At 65.4% G+C, this 22,294-nt stretch carries 26 protein-coding genes; 15 read left to right on the top strand and 11 right to left on the bottom strand.

Annotation, left to right across the window (positions count from 1 at the left end):
* Both ACFOOR_RS01750 and ACFOOR_RS01745 read right to left on the bottom strand, forming a co-directional pair.
* A complete protein-coding gene (locus tag ACFOOR_RS01750; protein WP_343163470.1) occupies positions 1-1,290 on the bottom strand; it encodes an amidohydrolase family protein in 1,290 nt (429 codons plus the stop codon).
* Positions 1,287-2,255, bottom strand: coding sequence for an aspartate carbamoyltransferase catalytic subunit (locus tag ACFOOR_RS01745; RefSeq protein WP_343163471.1), 969 nt, complete (start codon positions 2,253-2,255; stop codon positions 1,287-1,289). The genes ACFOOR_RS01750 and ACFOOR_RS01745 overlap by 4 nt, the downstream gene beginning before the upstream one ends.
* A gap of 85 nt (positions 2,256-2,340) precedes the next feature.
* Here ACFOOR_RS01745 and ACFOOR_RS01740 point away from each other — a divergent pair, with 85 nt between their 5' ends.
* From ACFOOR_RS01740 to ACFOOR_RS01730, 3 genes are all read left to right on the top strand, one after another.
* Positions 2,341-2,853 carry a GNAT family N-acetyltransferase gene (locus ACFOOR_RS01740; protein WP_343163472.1) on the top strand — a complete coding sequence of 171 codons (513 nt, stop codon included), beginning with the start codon at positions 2,341-2,343 and terminating at the stop codon, positions 2,851-2,853.
* Positions 2,853-3,785, top strand: coding sequence for an MBL fold metallo-hydrolase (locus ACFOOR_RS01735; protein ID WP_343163473.1), 933 nt, complete (start codon positions 2,853-2,855; stop codon positions 3,783-3,785). Before ACFOOR_RS01740 ends, ACFOOR_RS01735 begins: the two co-directional genes overlap by 1 nt.
* Before the next feature lie 80 nt (positions 3,786-3,865).
* Positions 3,866-4,372 (top strand): DUF1993 domain-containing protein, encoded by a 507-nt coding sequence (locus ACFOOR_RS01730; protein ID WP_343163474.1) that lies wholly within the window; start codon positions 3,866-3,868, stop codon positions 4,370-4,372.
* 14 nt (positions 4,373-4,386) lie between these two features.
* On the opposite strand, the gene ACFOOR_RS01725 is transcribed toward ACFOOR_RS01730, so the two are convergent.
* Both ACFOOR_RS01725 and ruvX read right to left on the bottom strand, forming a co-directional pair.
* Positions 4,387-5,313, bottom strand: coding sequence for an AEC family transporter (locus tag ACFOOR_RS01725; RefSeq protein WP_343163475.1), 927 nt, complete (start codon positions 5,311-5,313; stop codon positions 4,387-4,389).
* Complete coding sequence (gene ruvX / locus ACFOOR_RS01720; protein ID WP_343163476.1) at positions 5,310-5,759, bottom strand: Holliday junction resolvase RuvX; 450 nt, start codon at positions 5,757-5,759, stop codon at positions 5,310-5,312. The genes ACFOOR_RS01725 and ruvX overlap by 4 nt, the downstream gene beginning before the upstream one ends.
* Positions 5,760-5,860: 101 nt before the next feature.
* Here ruvX and gatC point away from each other — a divergent pair, with 101 nt between their 5' ends.
* Genes gatC through gatB form a run of 5 tightly spaced genes read left to right on the top strand, consistent with a single transcriptional unit; the run spans position 5,861 to position 9,851 of the window.
* Complete coding sequence (gene gatC, locus ACFOOR_RS01715) at positions 5,861-6,148, top strand: Asp-tRNA(Asn)/Glu-tRNA(Gln) amidotransferase subunit GatC (RefSeq protein ID WP_343163477.1); 288 nt, start codon at positions 5,861-5,863, stop codon at positions 6,146-6,148.
* Positions 6,148-6,630: a GNAT family N-acetyltransferase gene (locus tag ACFOOR_RS01710; protein ID WP_343163478.1), complete on the top strand. Its 483-nt coding sequence runs from the start codon at positions 6,148-6,150 to the stop codon at positions 6,628-6,630. Before gatC ends, ACFOOR_RS01710 begins: the two co-directional genes overlap by 1 nt.
* 21 nt (positions 6,631-6,651) lie before the next feature.
* The gene (gene gatA / locus ACFOOR_RS01705; RefSeq protein WP_343163803.1) at positions 6,652-8,109 is read left to right on the top strand and encodes an Asp-tRNA(Asn)/Glu-tRNA(Gln) amidotransferase subunit GatA; all 1,458 of its coding nucleotides are present in this window, start codon (positions 6,652-6,654) and stop codon (positions 8,107-8,109) included.
* Positions 8,110-8,115: 6 nt separating this feature from the next.
* Complete coding sequence (locus ACFOOR_RS01700; RefSeq protein WP_343163479.1) at positions 8,116-8,361, top strand: hypothetical protein; 246 nt, start codon at positions 8,116-8,118, stop codon at positions 8,359-8,361.
* Positions 8,358-9,851, top strand: coding sequence for an Asp-tRNA(Asn)/Glu-tRNA(Gln) amidotransferase subunit GatB (gene gatB / locus ACFOOR_RS01695; protein WP_343163480.1), 1,494 nt, complete (start codon positions 8,358-8,360; stop codon positions 9,849-9,851). The genes ACFOOR_RS01700 and gatB overlap by 4 nt, the downstream gene beginning before the upstream one ends.
* A 1-nt stretch (position 9,852) precedes the next feature.
* Here gatB and ACFOOR_RS01690 read toward each other — a convergent pair whose 3' ends face one another.
* Positions 9,853-10,584 (bottom strand): hypothetical protein, encoded by a 732-nt coding sequence (locus ACFOOR_RS01690; RefSeq protein ID WP_343163481.1) that lies wholly within the window; start codon positions 10,582-10,584, stop codon positions 9,853-9,855.
* Between the two features lie 38 nt (positions 10,585-10,622).
* Here ACFOOR_RS01690 and ACFOOR_RS01685 point away from each other — a divergent pair, with 38 nt between their 5' ends.
* Positions 10,623-10,772, top strand: coding sequence for a hypothetical protein (locus ACFOOR_RS01685; RefSeq protein WP_343163482.1), 150 nt, complete (start codon positions 10,623-10,625; stop codon positions 10,770-10,772).
* Here the strand turns inward: ACFOOR_RS01685 and ACFOOR_RS01680 are convergent.
* Complete coding sequence (locus ACFOOR_RS01680; RefSeq protein WP_343163483.1) at positions 10,769-11,710, bottom strand: isopenicillin N synthase family dioxygenase; 942 nt, start codon at positions 11,708-11,710, stop codon at positions 10,769-10,771. The genes ACFOOR_RS01685 and ACFOOR_RS01680 overlap by 4 nt on opposite strands.
* A gap of 125 nt (positions 11,711-11,835) precedes the next feature.
* Positions 11,836-12,138, bottom strand: a complete 303-nt coding sequence (locus ACFOOR_RS01675) for a hypothetical protein (RefSeq protein WP_343163484.1) — start codon at positions 12,136-12,138, stop codon at positions 11,836-11,838.
* Positions 12,139-12,359: 221 nt separating this feature from the next.
* Here ACFOOR_RS01675 and ACFOOR_RS01670 point away from each other — a divergent pair, with 221 nt between their 5' ends.
* Entirely contained in the window at positions 12,360-13,088 is a 729-nt protein-coding gene (locus ACFOOR_RS01670) for a glutathione S-transferase family protein (RefSeq protein WP_343163485.1), read from the top strand.
* 294 nt (positions 13,089-13,382) lie between these two features.
* A complete protein-coding gene (locus ACFOOR_RS01665) occupies positions 13,383-13,655 on the top strand; it encodes an SEL1-like repeat protein (protein WP_236954657.1) in 273 nt (90 codons plus the stop codon).
* 15 nt (positions 13,656-13,670) lie between these two features.
* Here the strand turns inward: ACFOOR_RS01665 and ACFOOR_RS01660 are convergent, their stop codons facing one another.
* A complete protein-coding gene (locus ACFOOR_RS01660; RefSeq protein WP_343163486.1) occupies positions 13,671-14,390 on the bottom strand; it encodes a polysaccharide biosynthesis/export family protein in 720 nt (239 codons plus the stop codon).
* A gap of 90 nt (positions 14,391-14,480) precedes the next feature.
* On the opposite strand from ACFOOR_RS01660, the gene ACFOOR_RS01655 reads away from it, so the two are divergent.
* The 3 genes from ACFOOR_RS01655 to ACFOOR_RS01645 are packed head-to-tail and all read left to right on the top strand — an operon-like array spanning position 14,481 to position 17,936.
* Complete coding sequence (locus ACFOOR_RS01655) at positions 14,481-16,001, top strand: GumC family protein (RefSeq protein ID WP_343163487.1); 1,521 nt, start codon at positions 14,481-14,483, stop codon at positions 15,999-16,001.
* 43 nt (positions 16,002-16,044) lie between these two features.
* The gene (locus ACFOOR_RS01650) at positions 16,045-16,686 is read left to right on the top strand and encodes a hypothetical protein (protein WP_343163488.1); all 642 of its coding nucleotides are present in this window, start codon (positions 16,045-16,047) and stop codon (positions 16,684-16,686) included.
* On the top strand, positions 16,683-17,936 hold the full coding sequence (locus tag ACFOOR_RS01645) for an O-antigen ligase family protein (protein ID WP_343163489.1): 1,254 nt from the start codon (positions 16,683-16,685) through the stop codon (positions 17,934-17,936). Before ACFOOR_RS01650 ends, ACFOOR_RS01645 begins: the two co-directional genes overlap by 4 nt.
* Here the strand turns inward: ACFOOR_RS01645 and ACFOOR_RS01640 are convergent.
* The 3 genes from ACFOOR_RS01640 to ACFOOR_RS01630 are packed head-to-tail and all read right to left on the bottom strand — an operon-like array spanning position 17,933 to position 21,065.
* Complete coding sequence (locus ACFOOR_RS01640) at positions 17,933-18,697, bottom strand: polysaccharide deacetylase family protein (RefSeq protein ID WP_343163490.1); 765 nt, start codon at positions 18,695-18,697, stop codon at positions 17,933-17,935. The two genes, ACFOOR_RS01645 and ACFOOR_RS01640, sit on opposite strands and share 4 nt — an antisense overlap.
* Positions 18,694-19,611 carry a glycosyltransferase family 2 protein gene (locus ACFOOR_RS01635; protein ID WP_343163491.1) on the bottom strand — a complete coding sequence of 306 codons (918 nt, stop codon included), beginning with the start codon at positions 19,609-19,611 and terminating at the stop codon, positions 18,694-18,696. The genes ACFOOR_RS01640 and ACFOOR_RS01635 overlap by 4 nt, the downstream gene beginning before the upstream one ends.
* Positions 19,608-21,065 carry a lipopolysaccharide biosynthesis protein gene (locus ACFOOR_RS01630; RefSeq protein ID WP_343163492.1) on the bottom strand — a complete coding sequence of 486 codons (1,458 nt, stop codon included), beginning with the start codon at positions 21,063-21,065 and terminating at the stop codon, positions 19,608-19,610. The genes ACFOOR_RS01635 and ACFOOR_RS01630 overlap by 4 nt, the downstream gene beginning before the upstream one ends.
* Positions 21,066-21,198: 133 nt before the next feature.
* Between ACFOOR_RS01630 and ACFOOR_RS01625 the strand changes: the two genes are divergently transcribed.
* Positions 21,199-22,293 (top strand): GNAT family N-acetyltransferase, encoded by a 1,095-nt coding sequence (locus tag ACFOOR_RS01625; protein ID WP_343163493.1) that lies wholly within the window; start codon positions 21,199-21,201, stop codon positions 22,291-22,293.
* The last annotated feature ends 1 nt before the right edge of the window (position 22,294 follow it).

Below are 22,294 nucleotides of genomic sequence, written 5' to 3'. Positions count from 1 at the left end.
CTAGTTGTTGCCCGAGTGGATCATCGCCCCGGCGACGAAAGTCTTCAAGACCCGGCCCTGGAAGCGGCGGCCTTCGAGCGCGGCATTGCGCCGGGCGGAGAGGCCGTCGGCGGCGCGGTAGACCCAGGGCGCATCGCCGTCGATCAGGACAAGGTCGGCGGGGGCGCCTTCCTCCATGCGGCCTTGCGGCAGGCCGATCAGGTCGGCGGGGCCGGAGGTGACGACGCGCAGCGCGTCGATCAGTTCGAGCTGGCCGTCATGGACCAGCGAGAGGAGGGCGGCGAGCAGGGTTTCCACCCCGGTCGAACCCGCAGCGGCTTCCGGCCAGGGTTCGGATTTCGCCTCGACCGACAGCGGACGATGGTCGGACACGACCGCGTCCACGAGCCCCTCGGTGATGGCACGGACCAGCGCTTCGCGGTCGGCTTCGAAACGCAGCGGCGGGACGAGGCGCATGCTGGCGTCGAAACCGCCGGCATCGACCTCATTGAGCAGGAGGCTGTTCACCGACGCGGTGGCGCCGATCTCCAGCCCCTTGCGTTTGGCGCGGGTGAGGGCGTCGAGACCTGCTTCGGTCGAGATCCGGTCGATCAGGACACGCCCGCCGGTCAGCTCCCCCAGGGCGGCGAGGCGTTCGATCGCCATGCGTTCGGCGACGGCCGGTTCGGCCGGAATGCCGTTGCGGGCCGCCCATTCGCCCTCCGTGGCCGCCGCGCCCGCGGACAGGCAGGCATCGGCCGGGCGCAGGGCGACCCAGGCCTCGAAATGGCTGGCATAGGACAACAGGCTGCGCAGGACGCGCGTGTCGGCGATCGGCGCGTCGCCATTCGAGACGAAGAGCGCGCCGGCATCGTGCATCAGGCCGATCTCGGACATGCTCTCGCCGGCAAGGCCGCGCGTCGCGCCGCCCGCGACCGGCATACGCACCCGCATGGGCCGGGTTTCGTGGCCGAGCGCGCGGACGGTTTCCGGCGTGTCGAAGGGCGTTGCAGCCTGCGGGCCGAGCACCAGCGTGCCGATCCCGCCCGCGGCCGCAGCGGCAGACAGGCTGGAGATGGTCTCGCCGCCCGGCGTGAAGGGCGGTTCGATCCCGGCGCGCAGATCGATCAGCGCCGGGGCGAGAATCGCGCCGCGCGCGTCGATCACCTCGACATCGTCGAGATTGATGCCGCGCACACCGGGCCCGAATTCGGCGATGTGGTGATCCTCGACGAGGACACCGCCGGCTTCGTCCATCCCGCTGGCCGGATCGACGAGGCGCGCATTGACGATGGCAAATCGCTGGCTCATCGGCGGCGCTCCGTGTTGCGGCGCGTCTGTTCGCCGAGCATTTCCAGAACCGCCATGCGCACCGCGACCCCGGCCTCGACCTGATCGAGGATCAGGCTGACTTCCTCGTCATCGGCGAGTGCGCCGTCGATCTCGACGCCGCGATTCATCGGCCCGGGGTGCAGGACGAGCGCGCCGGACTGGGCGGCCTCCATGCGGCGATGGGTCAGCCCGTAGAAGCGGAAGTATTCGCGCTCCGACGGGATATAGCCGCCGGACATACGCTCCTTCTGTAGGCGCAGCGTCATCACCGCGTCGCAGCCCTCGATCGCGTCGTCGAGATCGTGGAAGACCTCCACGCCCCACCGGTCGGCATCCGCCGGCAGCAGGGTGGGCGGGGCGCACAGGCGGATCTGCGCGCCCAGCAGGCTGAGCAGGAGGACGTTCGAACGGGCGACCCGTGAATGAAGAATATCGCCGACGATCAGGATGCGCCGCCCGCCGACATCGCCGAGGCTTTCGGTGAGGGCGAAGGCGTCGAGCAGGGCCTGCGTCGGGTGTTCGCGCGTGCCGTCCCCGGCATTGATCACCGACAGGCCGGTTTCCCGCGCGATGAAGTCCGGCGCGCCCGACGCCTTGTGGCGCACGACGAGCAGGTCCGGGTTCATCGCGGCGAGCGTGCGCGCGGTGTCGGCCAGCGTTTCGCCCTTGGCGGTGGACGACGCCGAGACCGAGAAATTCAACACATCCGCGCCGAGCCGCTTGCCGGCGAGTTCGAAGCTCGCCTGGGTGCGGGTCGAGTTCTCGAAGAAGAGGTTGATCTGGGTCAGACCTTTGAGCGGGTCATGCTTCTTGTCGGGCGTGCGGTTGATGGCGTGCCAGTGGCTGGCGCGCTCCAGCAGCATCTGCACGTCGAGCGGATTGAGGTCCGCGATCGACAGAAGCGATCTGTGGGGAAAGTCGTAGTGAAAGTCCGCGCGGCCCATGGACGCCCTCTCGCGATTTTTGGCGGTATACGGTTTGACCGGGACTCGGGCAAGATGGCCAGACGTCAGGCCTGTGGAGAGCGCCATGATCCGGATACGCGCGATGCGGGAGGAGGACGCCGATCCCGTCCTCGCCATCTATGGCGAGGGCATCGCCACCGGGCACGCCACTTTCGAGACGGATATTCCGAGCTGGGACAAGTTCGACGCCTCGCGCCTCGACAAGCCGCGCCTTGTTTCGCTCGATGCGCGCGACAATGTCACGGGCTGGGCGGTGATGAGCGGCGTCTCGTCTCGCTGCGTCTATGCCGGGGTAGGGGAAAGTGCCGTCTATGTCGCCGAGGCCGCACGGGGGCAGGGCGTCGGGCATGCCCTGCTGAGCGCCTTCCTGCTGGCCGCCGAGCAAGCCGGTTTCTGGTCGGTGCAGGCGGGCATCTTTCCGGAGAATACGGGCTCGATCCGGCTGCATGAATCCTGTGGCTTCCGGCCGGTCGGGACGTTTATCCGCCAAGGCAAGATGAATCATGGCCCATTGACCGGCGAATGGCGCGACGTGTTCTACATGCAGTGGCGCAGTCGGCGCGTGGGAGTGGATTGATGATTGCAGAACTTCTGGCCCTGACGCTGCAGGCCTCCTGCCAAATCGAGCTTGTCGTGCTCGGCGTTGGGCAGGATGGCGGCGCGCCGCAGCTGGGGCGCAATGACGACCCGGCCTGGGATGACCCGTCACTGGGGATGCGCACCGTATCGCTGGGTGTCGTGCATCACGAAACGGGGGAGCGCTTCCTGTTCGAAGCGACACCGGACATGCGCGAACAACTCCATGACCTGGACGCCGTGGCGGGCACGACCGGGCCGCGCGCGCCGGATGGCATCTTCCTGACGCATGCGCATATCGGCCACTACACCGGGCTGATGTTCCTCGGGCATGAGTCGATGGGGGCGCAGGGCGTGCGGGTCCATGCGCTGGAGCGGATGGCGGAGTTTCTGCGCACCAACGGCCCGTGGAGCCAGCTGGTCGAATACGGGAATATCGATCTCGTCACCATTCCGGAGGAGGACGCCTTCGGCATCGCACCGAACCTGATGGTGCAGGCCTTCACCGTGCCGCACCGGCAGGAATTCTCCGAGGTGGCGGGCTACCGCATCATGGGGCCGCAGCGCAGCGTGCTCTTCATCCCGGACATCGACAGCTGGGAGGAATATGACCCGGAGGGCGGGCAGATCGAGCAGATGATCGCCAGTGTCGACCGCGCCTATTTCGACGCCACCTTCTTCGATGATGGCGAAATCCCGGGCCGCGACATGAGCGGCTTCCTGCATCCCTTCATTCGGCATTCGATGGCGCGTTTCGCGCACCTGCCGGACGCGGAGCGGGCAAAGATCCGCTTCATCCATTTCAATCACACCAATCCGGTGCGGTTCCCGGAGAGTCCGGAACGGGCGATTGTCGAGGCGGCGGGCTATGGCGTGGCGGTGCGCGGCGAAAGATTCTGCCTGTCTGGGCCTTCGCTGCGGTATCCTGAATAGCGGTCATTCAGAGCGTCCCTCTCGCGCCGACACGCCGAACGCCCTAGCTCTGGTGCATAACCAGAACCGGGAGTTTCAGAATGTCCCATTCCACCTCCAGCGTCGCGCTCGCGCAGATCGGGCAATACTACCGCGCCATGGGCGGCGTGCTCGCCAAGGGCGCGCAGCATGCCAAGGACCGCGGCGTCGACGAGCAGACCTATCTGAACTGGCGGCTGGCGCCCGACATGTTCACGCTGACCCGTCAGGTGCAGCTGGCATCCGATTTCGGCGTGCGCGGCATGTCGCGCCTTGCCGGTGTTGAGCCGGTCAGCCTGCCCGATACCGAGACGACCTTCATGGAATTGCAGGCGCGGCTGGCGAAGGCGTGGGAGATCGTGTCCGGCCTCGATGCCGAGGCCATGGCGGCCGATCCGGACGGCGAGATCACCTTCCCGGCGGGGCGCGACCAGACGATGACGCTGCCGCGCGGCGTCTATGCCTGCAACATGATCGTGCCGAATGTCGGTTTCCACGCCGCGATGAGTTACGCCATCCTGCGCCATCTCGGAGTGCCGCTGGGCAAGCGCGACTTCATGGGCGGGTAATTCGCCCTGATCGGCTAACCCACAAGCTGGGCGATCCACACCGCCGCAGGAAGCGTGAAGAAGCTGAGCAGCGTTGTGGCGGTGACATCGCCGGCGGTGAGCTGGCGGTTGCCGCCTAATTGCTGGGCGAGGACATAGGCCGATGCGGCTCCGGGGGAGGCGCCGACCATCACCACGATGGCGAGCGCCTCGCCCCGGACGCCGAATGTCCAGGCGATCAGGCCGAACACCACTGGAGCGAGGATCAGTTTCAGCACGACCGTCAGCGCCAGCAGCCAGCGATTGGCCCTGAGCGCGGTGAAATCGAGACCGGCCCCAACTGCGAGCAGGATGAGGGGCAGGGCGGCCCGGCCCATCAGTTCGACGACTTCCGACACGGTGCCGGTCTGGAACCAGCCCAGCAAATTGGCGACGCCGCCGGCGATACAGCCGAGGATGAGCGGGTTGGTCACGATCCGCCGCATCACGGTCGGCACGTCCGGCTTGCGGCCATTGGCGCCCCAGACGGTCAGCACGGTCACGACCTGGATGTTCACGATCGGAATGGTGACCACCATGATCAGCGAGATCAGCACCTCGCCCTCGACGCCATAGGCGAGCGCCGCCAGAGCGAGAATGACGAGGCCGTTCCATCGGCAGGCGCCCTGAAACACGCTGGTGAAGGACGGGCCGTCGGCGCGGATCAGCGGTTTCAGCGCCAGCACGATCACGCCCATCACCACGAAGCCGAGCGCCGAAGCGGCGACCGCCGGGCCGACACTGATTGTGGAGAAGTCGGCCTTCGAGATCACCGAGAAGAGCAGGGCCGGCGACAGGCCGACATAGGTCAGGCGCGAAATCCCCGGCCAAGCGCTTTCCTGAACGAGATTGGTGCGCCGCAGGACCCAGCCGAGGCCGATCACCGCGAAGATCGGGAGGAGCGCGCCGAGAATGAGGGTCATGACTGCGCAGCCCGGTTTCTGAGGGCGCTTTCGAGGATGACGGCGGCGGCGTGGGCGTCGATCACCTGTTCGCGCTGTTCGCGGCGCATGCCGGCGGCAATCAGGCGGTCTTCCGCCTCCTCGGTCGACAGACGTTCGTCCTCGAAGGCGATGGGAATGTCCCGGATGCGCAGGAGGTTGGTGCCGAGCGACCGCGACGATTGCGCGCGGGGGCCGAGCGAGCCGTCCATGTTCACGGGCAGGCCGATCACGAGGCCCACGCAGCCGAATTCGTCATAGAGGGCGAAGACCCGCTGGGCGTCGGCGGTGAATTTCGTCCGCGCGATCGTCTCGACCGGGGTCACGACGCCGCTGCTTGTCGAGACCGCGATACCAATCGTCTTCGATCCGGGATCGAGGGCGAGGAGGGGGCCATCGGGCAGGGCTGTGAGGTCGGCAAACGGCATCTTTCCCGCCTGCGCCCATGCGGCTTTGCCGTCAAGTCATCTTGCGCCGCAACATCGCGGTTGATACTCACGCCGGATCACGAATTTCCGGGATACGCCTCATGTCCGTCACGACCGAAGACGTCCGCCGCATCGCGCGCCTCGCCCGCATCGCCGAGCCGACCGAAAGGCTGGAAGCCCTGACGCAGGAGCTGAACGGCATCCTGACGTGGATCGCGCAGCTGGACGAGGTCGATACCGCCGGCGTGGAACCGATGACCACGCCGGTGAAATTCCCGCTGCCGCAGCGTGAGGACACGATCACCGACGGCGGGATCCGCGACGACGTGCTGGCCAATGCGCCGAAGTCCGAAGAGGGCTTCTTCGTCGTTCCGAAATCGGTCGAGTGATGACGGAGCCGGTCTCCATAAAGGCCGAGGATCCGCGCACGGCGGACGGGGCGCGCCTGATCGGCGCGCTCGATGCGCACCTGTCCGCGCTCTATGACCCGCAGTTCAACTATTTCCTCGATCTGGACCAGCTGGCGCAGCCGGACATCACCTTCCTCGTCGCGCGCAATGCGGCCGGCGAGGCGCTGGGCTGCGTCGCGCTGCGCGAATATGCCGACTTCGCCGAGATCAAGCGGATGTATGTCGACGAGGCGGCGCGGGGTCTCGGGATCGCCAAGGCGCTTCTCAAGACCGCGCACGACCTGGCGCTGTCCAAGGGGTTCGAGACGGTCCGGCTTGAAACCGGCGACCGCCAGACTGCGGCAATCGGCCTCTACGAACAGGCGGGCTACCGCCCCTGCGGCTGCTATGGCGACTACCAGCCTGACAGCCCGCACAATCATTTCTTCGAAATCCGGCTTTCGCCGGCCGCGACGGTGTAACCGATGTCCGACCTGCTTTCCCTGTCCCTTGCCGATGTCACCGCCAAGCTGAAAGCGCGCGAGGTCTCCGCGACCGAACTGGCAGAAACGGCGCTCAACGCTGCCGAGGCCTCGCAGCCGGCGCTGAATGCCTTCTGCGCCTTCGACCGCGACCTGACGATGACCATGGCCCGGGCGAGCGACGCGAAGCTGGCGCGGGGCGAGGGCGGCCTGCTCGAAGGCGCGCCGCTGGCGATCAAGGACCTGTTCGCGGTGAAGGGGGTCGAGACCACCGCCTCGTCGAACATCCTGAAAGGCTTCAAGCCGCGCTACGAGTCGACCGTCACCGAGAAGATGTGGGCCGAGGGCGGCGTCTTCCTGGCCAAGACGGCGATGGACGAATTCGCCATGGGCTCGTCGAACAAGACGGCCTGTACCGGCCATGTGGTCAGCCCGTGGCGGGCCGAAGGCTCGGACAAGGGCCTGACGCCGGGCGGGTCGTCGGGCGGGTCCGCGGCGGCGGTTTCGGCCGATCTCTGCTTCGGCGCGACCGGCACCGACACGGGCGGCTCGATCCGCCAGCCGGCGGCCTTCACCGGTACGGTCGGCGCGAAGGGGACTTATGGCCGCTGCTCGCGCTGGGGCGCGGTGGCGTTCGCGTCCTCGCTCGATCACCCCGGTCCGATCGCCAAGACGGTCAGGGACAGCGCCATCCTGATGCAGGCGATGGCGGGGCATGACCCGAAGGAATCCACCTCACTGCCGAACGACGTGCCGGACTTCGTCGCCGCCTGCGGGCGCAGCGTGAAGGGGTTGAAGATCGGCGTCGCGAAGGAATACCGCGTCGACGGCATGCCTGAAGAGATCGACGCGCTGTGGCAGCAGGGGATCGACTGGCTGAAGGCTGCGGGCTGCGAAATCGTCGACGTGACGCTGCCGCACACGAAATACGCGCTGCCGACCTATTACATCATCAATCCGGCCGAGGCGTCGTCGAACCTGGCGCGCTATGACGGCATGCGCTTCGGCCAGCGCGTCGAGGGCGCGGACCTGACCGACACCTATGAGAAGACGCGCGGTCAGGGCTTCGGCGCGGAAGTGCAGCGCCGCATCCTGATGGGCACCTATGTGCTCTCTGCGGGGTATTACGACGCCTATTACCTGAAGGCGCTGAAAGTTCGCCGCCGTATTCTGGAAGACTTCGAAAATGCGTTTGAAAAGGTCGACGCGATCCTGACGCCGTCGACGCCGAGCGCGGCGTTCGCGCTCGATGCGCAATTCACCGACCCGATCCAGATGTATCTCAACGACGTCTTCACCGTGACGGCGAACATTGCGGGCATTCCGGCGATGTCGGTGCCCGCGGGGCTCGACGCGTCCGGCCTGCCGCTGGGCCTGCAGGTGATCACCAAGGCGCTCGACGAGGAAACCATGTTCGCCGTGGGCGCGGCGCTGGAAGATTCCGCCGGCTTCACTGCCAAGCCGAAGACGTGGTGGTAGGGCGAGATGCGTGAGCCCGCGGTTCTCAGCTTCACCAAGCCGGCCATCCTCCTCGGCGCGCTGTCGGCGCTGTTCGGGGCGGGTCTGTTCGCCGGCGTGGTGGCAATCGAGAACGCGACGGCCTGGGGCATTGTCGCCCTGTGCCTCGGCTTCGGCCTCGTCATCTTCGGCGTGATGACGCAAGCGCTCTGGCGCGCTGTTTCCATGGCCGCCCAACAAGACAACGACATTCCTTCCGAGGACGCGAAATGACCGACCACAGCTATCGTCTTCCCGGCGCGACCGGGGATTGGGAACTCGTCCTGGGCCTCGAAGTCCATGCGCAGGTGATGTCGGAATCGAAGCTGTTCTCCGGCGCGGCGACGGCCTATGGCGCGGCGCCGAACACGCAGGTCTCGCTGGTCGATGCGGCGATGCCGGGCATGCTGCCAGTGATCAATGCGCATTGCGTGGAACAGGCGATCCGCACCGGGCTCGGCCTGAATGCCCAGATCAACACCTATTCGCGGTTCGACCGGAAGAACTATTTCTATCCGGACCTGCCGCAGGGCTATCAGATCAGCCAGTTCCAGTATCCCATCGTCGGCGAAGGCGAGATCGAGTGCGAACGCGAGGACGGTTCGCTCTTCACCGTGCGGATCGAGCGGCTGCACCTGGAACAGGATGCGGGGAAATCGATCCACGATCTCGATCCGAACGCGACCTATGTCGACCTCAACCGGTCGGGCGTGGCGCTGATGGAAATCGTGTCGAAGCCGGATATCCGCACGCCTGCCGATGCGGCGGCCTATGTGAAGACGCTGCGCTCGATCGTTCGCTATCTCGGCACGTGCGGCGGCGACATGGAAAAGGGCCAGCTGCGCGCCGACGTAAACGTCTCGGTCTGCAAGCCGGGCGCTTACGAGAAATTCCGCGAGACCGGCGAATTCAAGCATCTCGGCACGCGCTGCGAGATCAAGAACGTCAATTCAATGCGCTTCATCGTGCAGGCGATCGAGTACGAGGCGCGCCGCCAGATCGATATCATCGAGGACGGCGGCAAGATCAATCAGGAGACCCGCCTGTTCGACGCCGGCAAGGGCGTGACCCGCTCGATGCGGTCGAAGGAAGAGGCTCACGATTACCGCTACTTCCCCGATCCCGACCTGCTGCCGCTGGAAGTGCCGCAATCGCGCATCGACGAGATCCGCGCCGGTCTGCCGGAACTGCCGGCCGACAAGCGCAAGCGCTTCGTCGAGGTGCTCGGCCTGACCGAATACGACGCCAGCGTGCTGGCCTCCGACAAGGACCGGGCGGACTACTTCGAGACCGCAGCGAAGGGCCACGACGCCAAGCTGACGTCCAACTGGGTCAATAACGAGCTGTTCGGCCGCCTGAACAAGGAAGGCCTCGACATCACGGAAAGCCCGGTCAGCGCTGAGCAGCTGGGCGAGCTCGTCGCCCTGATCGAGAGCGACGTCATTTCCGGCAAGATCGCAAAGGACGTGTTCGAAATCCTGTGGGACGAGGGCGGCTCGCCGGCGAAGATCGTCGAGGATCGCGGCCTGAAACAGGTCACCGATACCGGCGCGATCGAGGCGGTCATCGACCAGCTGATCGCGGAGAATCCGGACCAGGCCGAGCAGGTGAAGGAAAAGCCCAAGGCGATGGGCTGGTTCGTCGGTCAGGTGATGAAAGCCATGCAGGGCAAGGCAAATCCGCAGGCAGTGAACGAGATCCTGAAGAAGAAGCTGGGCGTCTGACCTATCCGCGATAAGGGTGGTGACCGGTAACGGTCCATTCCCCGTCGCTGCCGCGTTCGAGCCGCATATGGCCGTCGGGGGGAGCCAGGTGGCCCCGAAATGGGTCAAGCATGTTCAAGTGATCCAGTCGCGTTGGCTCTATCCTGACGATCGCAAAGGATTGATCCTGACTGAGATACACGCGGCTGAATGCGAATTCGTTCGTATACATCACTTCCAGACCGTCCCCCGAAGAGGGCGGCAGAACCCACGCATAGCGATCCTCGTCGACTTCGATTCTTTGCCAGTCAGACAAACGACGCATCGAGCAATCTGACAGTTGCACGTATGGGCCGCGAAAGGCCTCGAGTTGGGAGAGGGCACCGGAACGCTCTGATCCTCTGAGTATGACATTCCAGTCGTCCCAGTCGGGCGCCTGTTCAATCACGATATTCGGATCGACTAACGCGAAGGTGATCGGTTGAATTGTCTCAGCCGACGCGAAAATCGTTTCAAGTTCCAGAAGTGCGGCTTCGTAGATTGCACATGACGCCACTTGCTCTTCCGACAACCTCGGGGCCGGTTGGCAGGCGGCCGAGAACAGCGACAAGCCGGCAAAAACGGCGGTCAGGTATCCGGGTAGTTTCATCGCATTGATCTGGGAAGCCGCCGTCGTTCCAGCAAGGCTGACCGGAACCCTGGCCCGTCCCCTTTCGTTGATGCAGTGCGGCACGGCATGGGTTTGACCCGTCATCGGGCCGCGCTAGCTGAAGTCAGCGAAAGGAGCGCACAATGGAACAGCATGTCGAAAAGACCGAAGCCCGTCAGGGCGAGCGCCGCCGCTGGCAGGAGCATGTCCTCTACCTGTCGACCTTCGGCGCTGCCGTCGTGCTCGGCGGTGCGGCCCTGATCTTCATCTTCGCCACCGGTGGTAACGGCTAGGCGAGGCGGATTTCCCGCAGTCTTTCCATGAGATAATCCTGCGCCGTCAGCGGTTCGGGATAACGGTCCGGATTGTCCGGCGTGACGCAGCTCTCCAGCGTCTTGATCAGATAGTCGGGCCGGAAATGCAGGAAGAAGGGCATGGAATAGCGTGCATAGCGCTGCCGTTCCGGTGCCGGATTGACGACGCGGTGGCTCGTCGAGGGCAGGACGTGATTGGTCAGCCGCTGCAGCATGTCGCCGATATTCACCACCAGGCAGCCCTGCGGTGGATTGATGTCGAGCCACTGGCCCGACCGGTCCTTGACCTGCAGGCCGGCTTCTTCGGCCCCGAGGAGCAGGGTGATCGTGTTGATGTCCTCGTGGGCTGCAGCACGGATCGAGCCTTCAGGAGCGGGCGCCGTCTGCGGCGGATAATGCAGCAGGCGCAGAATGGAATTTCCGTCGCGCACCGGGTCCGCGAAGAAATCATCCCGTAGACCCAGATCGCGGGCGATGGCCGCCAGCAGACGCAGGCCAAGCGCATCGAGCGCCTCGAAGAGCCGGTAGACAGCATCCCAGTCGTCGATCTCGGCCGGGTTCAGATTGTCCGGCATGAATTCGCGATAGGGATGGCCGTCCAGCAAGTCCCGGCCGACATGCCAGAATTCCTTCAGATCGATCGCGTCAGCGCCCTTGGCGGCTTCGCGGCCAAAGGGCGTGTAGCCGCGCTGGCCGGCCCCGCCGGGGACGAAGTAATGCTGTTTCACGCAGTCGGGCAGGGCGAAGAATTCCTTCGCGCGGGCCAGCGCCGTATTGATGACCGACTGATCGAGCCCATGATCGCTGACCACGGCGAAGCCGTAGCGCCGGAAGCTGCCGCCCAATGCGGACGCAAAGGCATCCGGGTCTTTCGCGGCCATCGTCATGGAGACGGGATCGAACGCGTTTGTCGGCATGGCTCAGCCCTGATCTTGTCGGGCGGGTGTCATACTCCCCGCGATGCGCTGCGCCAATGCCGGGCACAGAAAAACGCCGGCGCGGATTGCCGCACCGGCGTTTTCAGTTCGTCAGGCCGCAAGAGTTACTGCGGTTCGCCTTCAGCAGCGGCTTCGGCGTCGCTCGCGGCTTCTTCCATGGCATCGCCCGCGTCTTCAGCGGCGTCTTCCATCGTGTCGGCCGCGTCGTCCGCAGCCTCTTCCATGGCGTCGCCAGCGTCGTCCGCCATTTCGCCGGCGTCTTCGGCTGCGTTTTCCATCGCGTCGCCGGCGTCATTGACCATTTCTTCGGCTTCGGTTTCGGTTTCCGTCTGTTCGGCAGGCGTGCAAGCCGCCAGGGCGAGGGCCAGGGCCGTGGCCGAGGTCGCGCCGAGAAGAATTCTGAGCATTGGGTCGTCTCCCTCCTGAGAAAAACAGCGCGCCATTCGATGCGAAGAGCGCCCGCTGATTCCTGTGCAGTAGCAGCATTTTCCCCGTTTACGCGGCGAATCGCAAGAGACATGAAATATCGGAAAGGTTGGAAGGACGAGAATTCGGCGCGCCGGATCGCTTGATCGGGACCCTGCTGATAGCGATATGCCTTTCAAGCCGCTGAAACGAGGGTTGTATCATGCCGGACCAAAAGCCGATCGAGCTCTACTACTGGCCGACACCGAATGGATGGAAAGTCTCTATCGCGCTTGAGGAAATGGCACTGCCCTATGTTCTGAAGCCGGTAAACATCGGTGCGGGCGAGCAATTCGAGCCGGGCTTCCTGGCAATCAGTCCGAACGGCCGCATGCCGGCAATCATCGACCCCGACGGCCCGGACGGTGAACCGATCTCGGTGTTCGAGTCCGGTGCGATCCTGCAATATCTCGCGCGCAAGTCGGGCCGGTTCCACGGGTCGAACGCGCGGGAACAGGCGGCGGTCGAGCAATGGCTGTTCTGGCAGATGGGGGGTCTGGGGCCGATGGCCGGCCAGGCGCATCACTTCCGCAGCTATGCCCCGAAGATCGAACCGGACCTGAGCAAGCTCGAATACGGCAAGACCCGTTACACCAACGAGGTGAACCGGCTTTACGGTGTCCTCGAGCGCGGGCTGTCGGATGGCCGCGACTTCATCGCCGGGCCGTATTCGATCGCCGACATGGCGATCTGGCCGTGGATCCTGCCCGAGGGGCAGGGGCAGAATCTCGACGATTTCCCCAAGCTGAAGGCCTGGGTCGACCGGGTGTGGGAGCGCCCGGGCGTGCAGGCAGGCCGGAAGCTGGGCAAGGATCTGAGATCGAATCTCGGCGCCGACGACAAGAAGGCCGAGGAGGCCCGGAAAATCCTGTTCGGCCAGCGCGCGACGTGAGTGCGCCGGCCTTCGGTTCGGAATGAGCCCCGTCTTCCGGTCCGGACGGCGGGGTTTCTTCATACCTGATTCACCGCGCTTAACCGATCGAAACGGAGTCTAACGGAATTCAACAAAGCCTAATCGAATTAAACCATTAAGGCGCGATAACCCTGATTTTCCTTTACCTTATGGCAAGCATCCGGGGTGAATCTCCACCTGTCCGCCGGAAGCGGGCATTGGGTGGAAAACCCGGCCGAGAGACCATCAGCCAAAAAGGCGAGGCCCGGCCGGATACATGGATGGGGTGCCAAAATGGCCTTCACTGACGTGGAAACGGCGCAGGCTCACAGCGCCATCGAGACCAACGCCAATGGCGAGGATCTCTGCAAGCTCGGCCTTCTGTATTCGACGGGACAGGGCGGCACGATCGACTACATCGAAGCGCACAAATGGTTCAACCTGGCGGCCCTGATGGGGTCGGAGCCGGCGAAGCATTACCGCCGCGAGATTTCCGAGGAAATGTCCTCGTTCGAAATCGCCGACGCGCAGCGCGCCGCCCGGGAATGGCTCGCCACGCGTCACTAGGCCGGGCCAACGCGATCAGTTGTTATTGATCGCGTTCGCAATGGCGTAGGAGAAGGCCTGGTCGAGGGGCAATATGCCGTAGACATATTGCTCGACCCAGAGCGTGACTTCGGAAATCGTCGTGCGCGGCACGAAGACGATGTCGTGCCGCCGGAGCGGGATCGGGTCGCCGCTGCCATCGCCGCGCAGCACGTCGCGCAGATTCACGACGCGCATCATCACGCCGCCATTGCGGGCGCGCCGGAGGATGACGACTTCGCCGCGCGCGGCGTCGTCCTTGAAACCGCCCGCGAGCATCACCGCCTCGAGCGCGCCGATCCGCGTCGGCATCTCGTACAGGCCCGGACTGTTCACCTGGCCTCCGATGATGATGTTCTGCGGGCCATAGCTGTCCACATTCACTTCGACGATCGGGTCGCGAAGCATCGCGGTATAGGCGTCGGCCACCGCGCTGGCGGCTTCCGCGTCGGTGCGTCCGGCGACCATGACCGGGCCGGCGAGGGGCAGGTTGACCCGACCGTCGGGGCCGATGGTTGCGGTGCGGTTCAGCTCCGTCGCGGTGTGCACCGTGACCTCGATGGCATCGCCGGGGGCCAGAAGAAAGCCCGGATCATCATCGCGCCAGTCCTGATAGGACACGGCATTCCAGCTCGAAATCTGCTGATGGCGGTCCGGCTGCGACGTGCCGCATGCGGCGAGGATGAGACAGCCGATGACGATGCCTGTGCGCTTCATCACGCAAACTCCCGGAATTCCTTGTTCGAATGTGACGTTCGGCCGGTTTGGATAAGGAAAAATTAAGCCGCCCGACGGCCATATCGCCCCATGTCGCACGCCGACTCTCCCGCCGGGAGGCCGGCCGCGCCGACGGGGCCGGAACGGGGCCGTGATCGGGGTGAGCTGGACCTCTACGATCTGATCGAACTCGCCTGGGCTCAGCGCGTGCTGATTATCCTTGTCTTCTCGGTGCTATTCGCTGTGGGGGCAGGCGCGGCGATCGTTTTCCTGCGGCCGAGCTACGAAGCGCAGGCACGCCTCCTGCTGATTCTCGATGACGCCGACCCGACGCCCGGGACGGCCGGTGCGGGCGGGGCCTTCGTGCTCGATCAGGTGCTGCAGTCGGAATCGGAAATCCTGAACTCCGATGCGGTGCGGCGGCTGGCGGTTCAGGATGTCGGCATTGCCGCGCTTCTTCCCGAGGGCGGTAGCGAGGCCGATGCGGTGAAAATGCTGCGGGACGGGTTTTCGATCGCGCGGGCACCGAATGCGTCGATCCTGGTCCCGACCTTCGAAGGCGGAGATCCGGAGATTGCCGCCTTGGCCGTCAATGCGATGGTCGAGGCCTACACCGAGTACCGGACATCCCTGCTGATCGGAGATGGCGCCGAAACCGCTGCGCAGCAGGCCAATGCCGCTGCAGCGCTGAATGACGCCCAGATCGCACTCGACGTGTTTCTCGATGCCCACCGCTTGACGAACTACACGAGCGATGTCGACGCGGCGGTTGCCCAGGTCACGACACTGTCCGGCAATCTCGCCACGGCGGAATCCGAGCGCGCCGCGGCCCTGGCCGGAATTGCGGCGCTCAATGAACGCCTGGCGAATGTGCCCGTGTCGATCGAGGAATATGTCGAGAACGATGCCGGCAATCAGTTGCTGCAACGCCGGATCGAGCGCGAGTCACTTCTCGCCCGCTATCAGCCGGATGCTCCCCCGGTTCAGGCCATCGACCGGGAGATCGAGGCGATACAGACCTTCATTGCCAGCGGCGCTGCCGAAGGACTTGGCCAGCGCCGCGTCGGCGCGAATCCGGTCCGGCAGGATATGGAATCGGAGCTTTCGACCCTGCAGTCGCAGGCCGCTGCCGAAGGGCAGCGCATCACGACCTTGCAGCGCCAGATCCGGGAAGCCCGCAGCGAAGTGGCCCGGTTGCGCGCGCTGAACCCGCAATACCGCGAACTGGCGCAGGAAGTGTCGGCGAATGAAGAGGCGCTGGCGCGCCTCGCGACCCAGCATGTCGAGGCGCAAACCCGCCGGGCGTCTGCGGTCGGAGCCGCCGATACGGTGCGCGTCGTGGAATGGGCCATGCCGCCCACGGAGGGCTCTTCGCTGAAGAAGGTCGCGGTTATCGCTGCCTTCATGTTCGCGGCGGGTGTGGCGGTGCTGACGGGTCTGCTCTGGGGCTTCTGGTCACGCCACCTTCGGTCGCCATCCCCGCGCGGCGGCCGACGTTTCGACGTCGTCAGGACGCAGGCGAGCCCGGCCCAGCCGATCCGTACGAATGAGTCGAGCGGAGTGCCCGTCCTTGCCCGTGTCTCGGATCGGGGTTCGTTCGCAAGGCGTTAACCGGTTCGGCGCAGCCTTGAATGTCAAAAGGAGCGAGTCGGTCGTGCCTTACATCGACCTCACAGCGGAACTGATCGAACTGGTCGAAAGACTGGAACCGATCGCGCGCCCGGGCGGGCGCGGCCGCACAATGATGATCATGGGGACGGGCCGCCAGACCGGTGCCTCCACCGTTGCGCGTGAATTCGCCCGGATCGCAGCCGCGCGTTCGAAGCGGGGGGTCTGGCTGTTTGATCTCGATCTGGCCAGCAATCCGCAACGCAGGCTTCTGGTGCCGCAGAAGGGCACGGCCTTCGACGCCGGGTTCGGGCGCAATCCGTTCTGGCGGGTTGAACCGGAAGTGGCGCGCGCCCGTCTCGTCGCGCGCCAGGCCGAGCAACGACTTTATGTCACCGAATTCCAGCGCGCGCCGGGCGAGGTCCAGCGCCTCAGCCTGCGCAGCGCGCCGGACTACTGGAATGCGGTGCGCCAGTCGATCGACCTGGCAGTCGTGGATGCGCCGGGAAACAATCGCGCCGTTCTCGCCCTCGCGGCTGATATGGACGGCGTCATCCTCGTCAGTGACGAACGGCGGCCCAATCCCGACGCCATCAACGCCCGGCGCGAGGCGATCGAGTCCCGCGGCGGTGTCGTCGCCGGGTTGATCCTCAACCGCGCACCCGACCGGGGGCAGTGGGCGGCATGAGTTTCGTCGCCGGCACGATCGGCCGGCTGCGGCAGGCTCCCCGGCTCGGCGTTCTCGAACCCCTTGAAGCTGGCGCGACAATCCTCGTCTTCCTCCTGATGTCGCAGGCCCTTCTGGGTCCGCTCCTGACCAGCGAGACTGATCCCGACGGCCCCGTCCTGTTGCGGGTCATGTGGCTGCCGGTCTACGCGCTTGGTCTTGTCTGGCTGGTCTCGCGGCCGATGCAGGGGCTGAAGTCGGTGTCCCGGGCGCCGCTGATGCTTGTGCTGGCTCTGATGTGCATGGCATCGGCGCTGTGGTCGCTCGACCCCGGACTGTCGATGAGGCGTGGCTTTGCGGTCGTGATGTCGGTGCTGTTCGGTTTCGCCGTCGCCGCGCGGTGGGACTGGAAGCAGTTGATCACGCTGCTTGCCATCACCTATGCCATTCTGGCCTTCGGCAGCCTGCTCGCCGTGGTCGCAGCGCCGTCCTTCGGCATCCAGCAGGACATCCATGTCGGCGCGTGGCGCGGTCTGTGGGGCGAGAAGAACACGCTCGGCGCGATCATGTCCTACGGCGCGTCGGCGAGCCTCGGAGCGGCGGCGGTCATGCCCCGGCGCAAGCTGTTCTGGTGGTGCGTGGCGGGGCTGCAGGCGGGACTCGTCCTGATGTCGACCTCGAAGACCGGGCTGCTGGCCCTTCTTCTCGTTGTCGGCGGCGCGACCGGAATCGCGCTCGTTCGGCGCGGTTTCGGCTTTGCGGCACTGATGATCTTTGCGCTGCTTCTGGGCGGAAGCCTGGGGGCGCTGATCCTGACGATGGCACCGGTCGAGTTTCTCGAAATGCTGGGACGCGATGCAACACTGACCGGGCGGACCGACATCTGGGAAGTCCTGGTCGGCCAGGTCTTCGACCGTCCGTGGACCGGCTACGGATACGGCGCATTCTGGACGGTGGAGAACGGCCCCGTCTTCTGGGTGCGTCAGGCGACGAACTGGCCGGTTCCGACGGCGCATAATGGCTGGCTGGAAGTCGCGCTGGCGATCGGCCTGCCCGGATTGGCCATTCTGGTTCTCGTGTATCTGGGCACGGTCGGGCGCGCTGCCGGGCGCCTGTTTCGGGGGCGCGAGGTCTACTTTCTCCTGACCTTCTTTGCGGTGGTCACCACGGTGTCGATATCCGAGAGCAATCTGCTGCACCGGAACAGTCTGATGTGGGTGGTCTTCGTCGCGGCCGCGTCGAAGCTGGCCGTGCGCGAGGACCGGGTCTAGGCGCGGATCGCCTTTGCGGCGTCGCGGACCGTCATGACATCAGCGCCGCTGCGGCTGACGGCTTCCAGCACCATTTCGAATTCGCGGGGTGTGCAGCCCCAGTCGGTCGGCTGATCCTGAATGTCATGGACATAGAGGATCAGCCAGCCCGGCTTTTTCCGAGCGTCCGCGATCCAGTCGAGCACACGGTCCATCCCGTCCTGCCCGCCATCGATGCCCACGGCTTTCAGAAGATTCAGGTCATCGCCGGTCCGGTTCACGCCAGGGCGCACACCGCGCAATGTCTCGAACCGGCTCTGCAAGGCGGACTTCGCGGCCGGTGAGGATTCTCCGTAGGGAAAGGCGAAATTTTCGAGCGTCGAACCCGGAACGGCGGCGTTCAGCACGTCCGCATTGCGGTCGATGTCTGCCAGAAGCGTATCGACCGGTGTCCGCGCCGCATCGGTGTGGGAATGGGTGTGACACGCGATCTCGTGACCAGCGTCTGCGAGCGCGCCTACATCGACGTGTGTCATCATCGCACCGTGATGCGTGTCAGTGCCGATGAAGCCTGCCGCGGCGTACCAGGTGCCATGCCAGCCGCGCCTTCCAAGCGCGGCACGGCCGTACGTGACGGCGGAGCGGGGGAAATCATCGAAGGTGATCGAGACAATCGGGTGATCGAGCGCGAAGGTCAGCGGACGGCGTATGCGCAGGCGAGCATTCAGCCGCACCAGCTTTCCGGCCAGACCGCCGGACGGGATGTAGGCCTGGTTGGTCATGGTCCGATCACCTCCGCAGCCCAGCTCGCCCGCCAGAGCTTCAGTGCCAGCGCGCGCAGGCGCAGGGGCAGTCCTTCATTGCGGGCAAGTCCTTGCCACACGCTGCGTAGCGCCCCCTGTCCGGGAACAGCGCGGAGTGTCCGCGCGGCCTTCGCGCCTGGCAGGGCGGCGAGTTCGGGATGTTTGCGCAAGAGAAGCGCATAGTTAGCCGCGGCGTCGCGGTAGCGCGCCAGTAATTGTTCGACCGATTGCCAGCCGCGGTGACCGGCCGGGTTGTCGACATGCTTCAGGCGGCCGGCCTGAGCCGCTCGAACGGCCCAGTCGACATCCTCCCAGCCCCAGCCCTTGAACGCCTCATCGAAGGGCACGTCCGGCATGACGTCGGCGCGTACGAGAAGATTGCTGGTGCAGAAGGCGGTCGCGCCACGACGGCCCCGGTCCGAAGCAGCGCCGATGTCTGACGCGGCGGCGATGGCGGCGTGAACCCGGCCTTCCCGGGATTCCGGGGGTTCGGCTTCGAAGCCGCCGAAGGCCGCGTGGAAGTCACCGGCCCCGATTTCGGTCAGCCAGTTGGCGACAAATCCGGCGGGAAGCGTCATGTCGGCGTCGAGGAACAGGACCCAGGATCCGTTTGCGGCCCGGGCCAGTGCATTGCGTGCGGCTGCCCGGCCTTCGTTCACGGGTTTGGTCACCAGGATCAGCGGTGTGGCGATTTCCGATTGCAGCGCTTCGAGCGCTCGAGTCAGGCCAGGATCGGCGCTCCCGTCATCGCACAACACGATTTCGACGCTGGCATTCGTCTCGCGAACCTGCGCGTCGAGTGCCCGGACAAGCGGGGCCGGGTCGTCGCGGTAGAAGGGGATCAGGACCGAGAGACACGACCGGTCCGATATACTGATTGCAGCGGCCGTCATGACGCGGCCTCTGCCGTCTTGAGCCAGCTGCGCGCTTCACCGATCCAGCCGCGGCAGCCGCCCGCATCAAGCAGAACGGCAAGAGCGCCGTAGGCCAAGACACCGGCCAGCACCGAGATGAGAAGGTCGAGGAAATTATTCGCGATCGCCGGCACAAGCAGGACGGCGGCCGCCATCCCCGCCGTAGCCAGTGCCGTCTTGCCCCAGTCGCGCCAGGGCAGGGGAAGGGCGAAGATCTTGCCGCCGATGAGGGCGCAGGCGAGGAGGCTGGCCGCATAGGCAATCACGGTGGCGGCCGCGGCCCCGGCAATTCCGAACATCGGCAGGAAGACCAGGTTGAGCCCCAGATTGAGCAGTGCCGCCGCGCCCATGATCCCGGCCATGGCGCGGGTGCGCCGGCCGAGGATGAAGGATTCGTGGAAGTAATAGGTCATCACGCCTTTCATCAGCCCCGCCAGGGCGATCCAGGGCAGGATGAGCGTGGCGCCCGCACGGAAATCTTCCCCGACCATCACACCCGCCAGAGGCGCAGCGACCAGTGCGAGTCCGGCCGCAGCGGGGAAGCCGATCAGAGCCATGATGCGGGCGGTGCGGGCCGCGACCTCGCGCGCGGCTTCGGGCCCGCCGCGCTCGAGCGCGGCCACCGTCAGCGGCGTGGCGGCGGCCCCCAGCCAGACAAAGATGATGTCGAGCGACCGATCGGCGAGGCTGTAGCCGGCGGCGTAGACGCCGACAGCGGCGTCGCCGAGAAATCCGGCGATCAGAAAGCGGTCGCCGGCCGACAACAGGTGTTCGAACACGAGCGAGATCGAGATGGGCAGACCATAAGCGAAATACAGCGCAAGGCGGCGATTGTTGGTCTTGCCGCCCTTGGCACGGCGCCGCTGTCCGGGCAGGTCGAAGACCAGGGCAATCAGCGAGCCGAGGGCCATGCCTGCGATCGGACCGGCAGCGCCAAGCGGCGTGGCCATCAGGATGCCGATTCCGAGACCGAAGCCCAGCAACAGGTTGAATGTGCCGATTGCGGAATAGGCGGCCACAGCCCCGGCGGCGCGGCGCGTTTCCTGACCGATCTGGAGCAGGGACTGAACACTCAGCGCGGCCAGCGCGAAGCCGAATGTCGTCTTCAGCCCCACCGGCAGAGGCAGCAGCCAAAGCAGCAATGCGCCGAGGACAATGACAGCGCCGACCAGCGCAAAAAACGTCCGGTAGGCCGTAGTCAGATGTGCGGCGAGTGCGCCTCGCGCATCGGCCCGAGCATGGAAGCGGGCAACGGCGGCATCGAGCCAGGTGAACAGCGCCATCGAAACCAGGTGCATCGCCGTTATGGCGAGCGCGTACTGGCCATACATGTCGGGCGGCATCAGGCGCGTCAGGACCGCCACGCCGCCGAAACCGACGATCGCTTGCGCGGCCTGGACCGGCAGATATCCGAACAGATGGCGGCCAAGCATGCCTGGATCAGTCCTTCCCGGTTTCGAAACCGGCAGGGACCGTAGCGTCAAGCGCCTAAAATGCGGTGAACGCCCGTGTGGCAACGAAAACTCAAGGGGTTTCTGTCATCACTATCGCGACACAGGGGGCCGCATGACCGAACGCATGATCCAGACCGAGCTGAAACGCCCGAGCGAATTGACGGATGCCGAACGCGGAGCCTGGCTGGAATTCGTTGATGGTTCGGGTCTGTTCGACAGCCCCTATTTTCGGCTGGAGTTTGCAGAATGCTGTGAGGAAGCGCGCGGGGATACGCGAGTCCTCGTGGGCCGCAAGTGTGGACAGATTCTCGGCTTTTTGCCGCTCCAGCTCGGGAAGGTCGGATATGCCCGGCCGCTCAGCGGACCCTTGTCGGACGTGCACGGCGTGATCACGCGGCAGCCCGAGGAGGTCTGTCTGCCCGACTGGCTGAAGTCGGCCGGCATTCCGTTGTTCGAGTATCATTCCGCCCTGGCACTGCAGCCGTGCTGGCATGAAAGCGAACAGGTGCGCGACGGATCAGCCGTGGTGGACTGTTCAGACGGTTATGACGCATTCGAGGAAGATCGGAAAACGGCCGAGCCGAAGGCTTTCAAGAACATCCGGGCGCGCCGCCGCAAGCTGGAAGCCGAGGAGGGCGGGTTCGAGTTCAGAATGGATGATTTTACGGGCGAGGCGTTCGACGCGATGCTTCACTGGAAACGCGCGCAATACCACACCACCGGCGTGTTCGACGTGTTCTCTGTTGCCTGGACCAACCGCCTGGTCCACGCGATCAGCCGGAAGCAGACGGAACGTTTTGCTCCGGTCTGTGGATCACTGCGGGTCAATGGCAAGATCATCGCCGCGCATTTCGGCATGCGCAGCGAGAACCGGGTCCAGTACTGGTTTCCTTCCTATGACCCGGCGTTCAACCATGTCAGCCCGGGGCTGTTGCTTTTGCTCGAGACGATCCGGCATGCCGGCGAGACCGGGATCGCGACCGTCGAACTCGGGCCTGGAGACTACGATTTCAAGCGCCATCTCGGCGCATGGCAGGTTCCTTTGGCGGGCGGCTGCGTGGTGACCCGCTCCGCGGTCACGGCCCTGCGGTCCGCGGCGCGTGCCTTGGCTGCTGCGAGCGAGCGCGCGCCGATCGGACGGGCTGGCGGAATACCGCGCCGCGCGCTGAAGAAGGCCGATCGTCTCGCGTCTTTCTACGCGGTTTGAT

This window comes from Hyphobacterium vulgare (genome assembly GCF_042643335.1).
GTDB classification, from domain to species: Bacteria; Pseudomonadota; Alphaproteobacteria; order Caulobacterales; family Maricaulaceae; genus Hyphobacterium; species Hyphobacterium vulgare.
The sequence above is the reverse complement of the archived record's forward strand: the minus strand, read 5'-3'. Positions and strand labels throughout refer to the sequence as shown.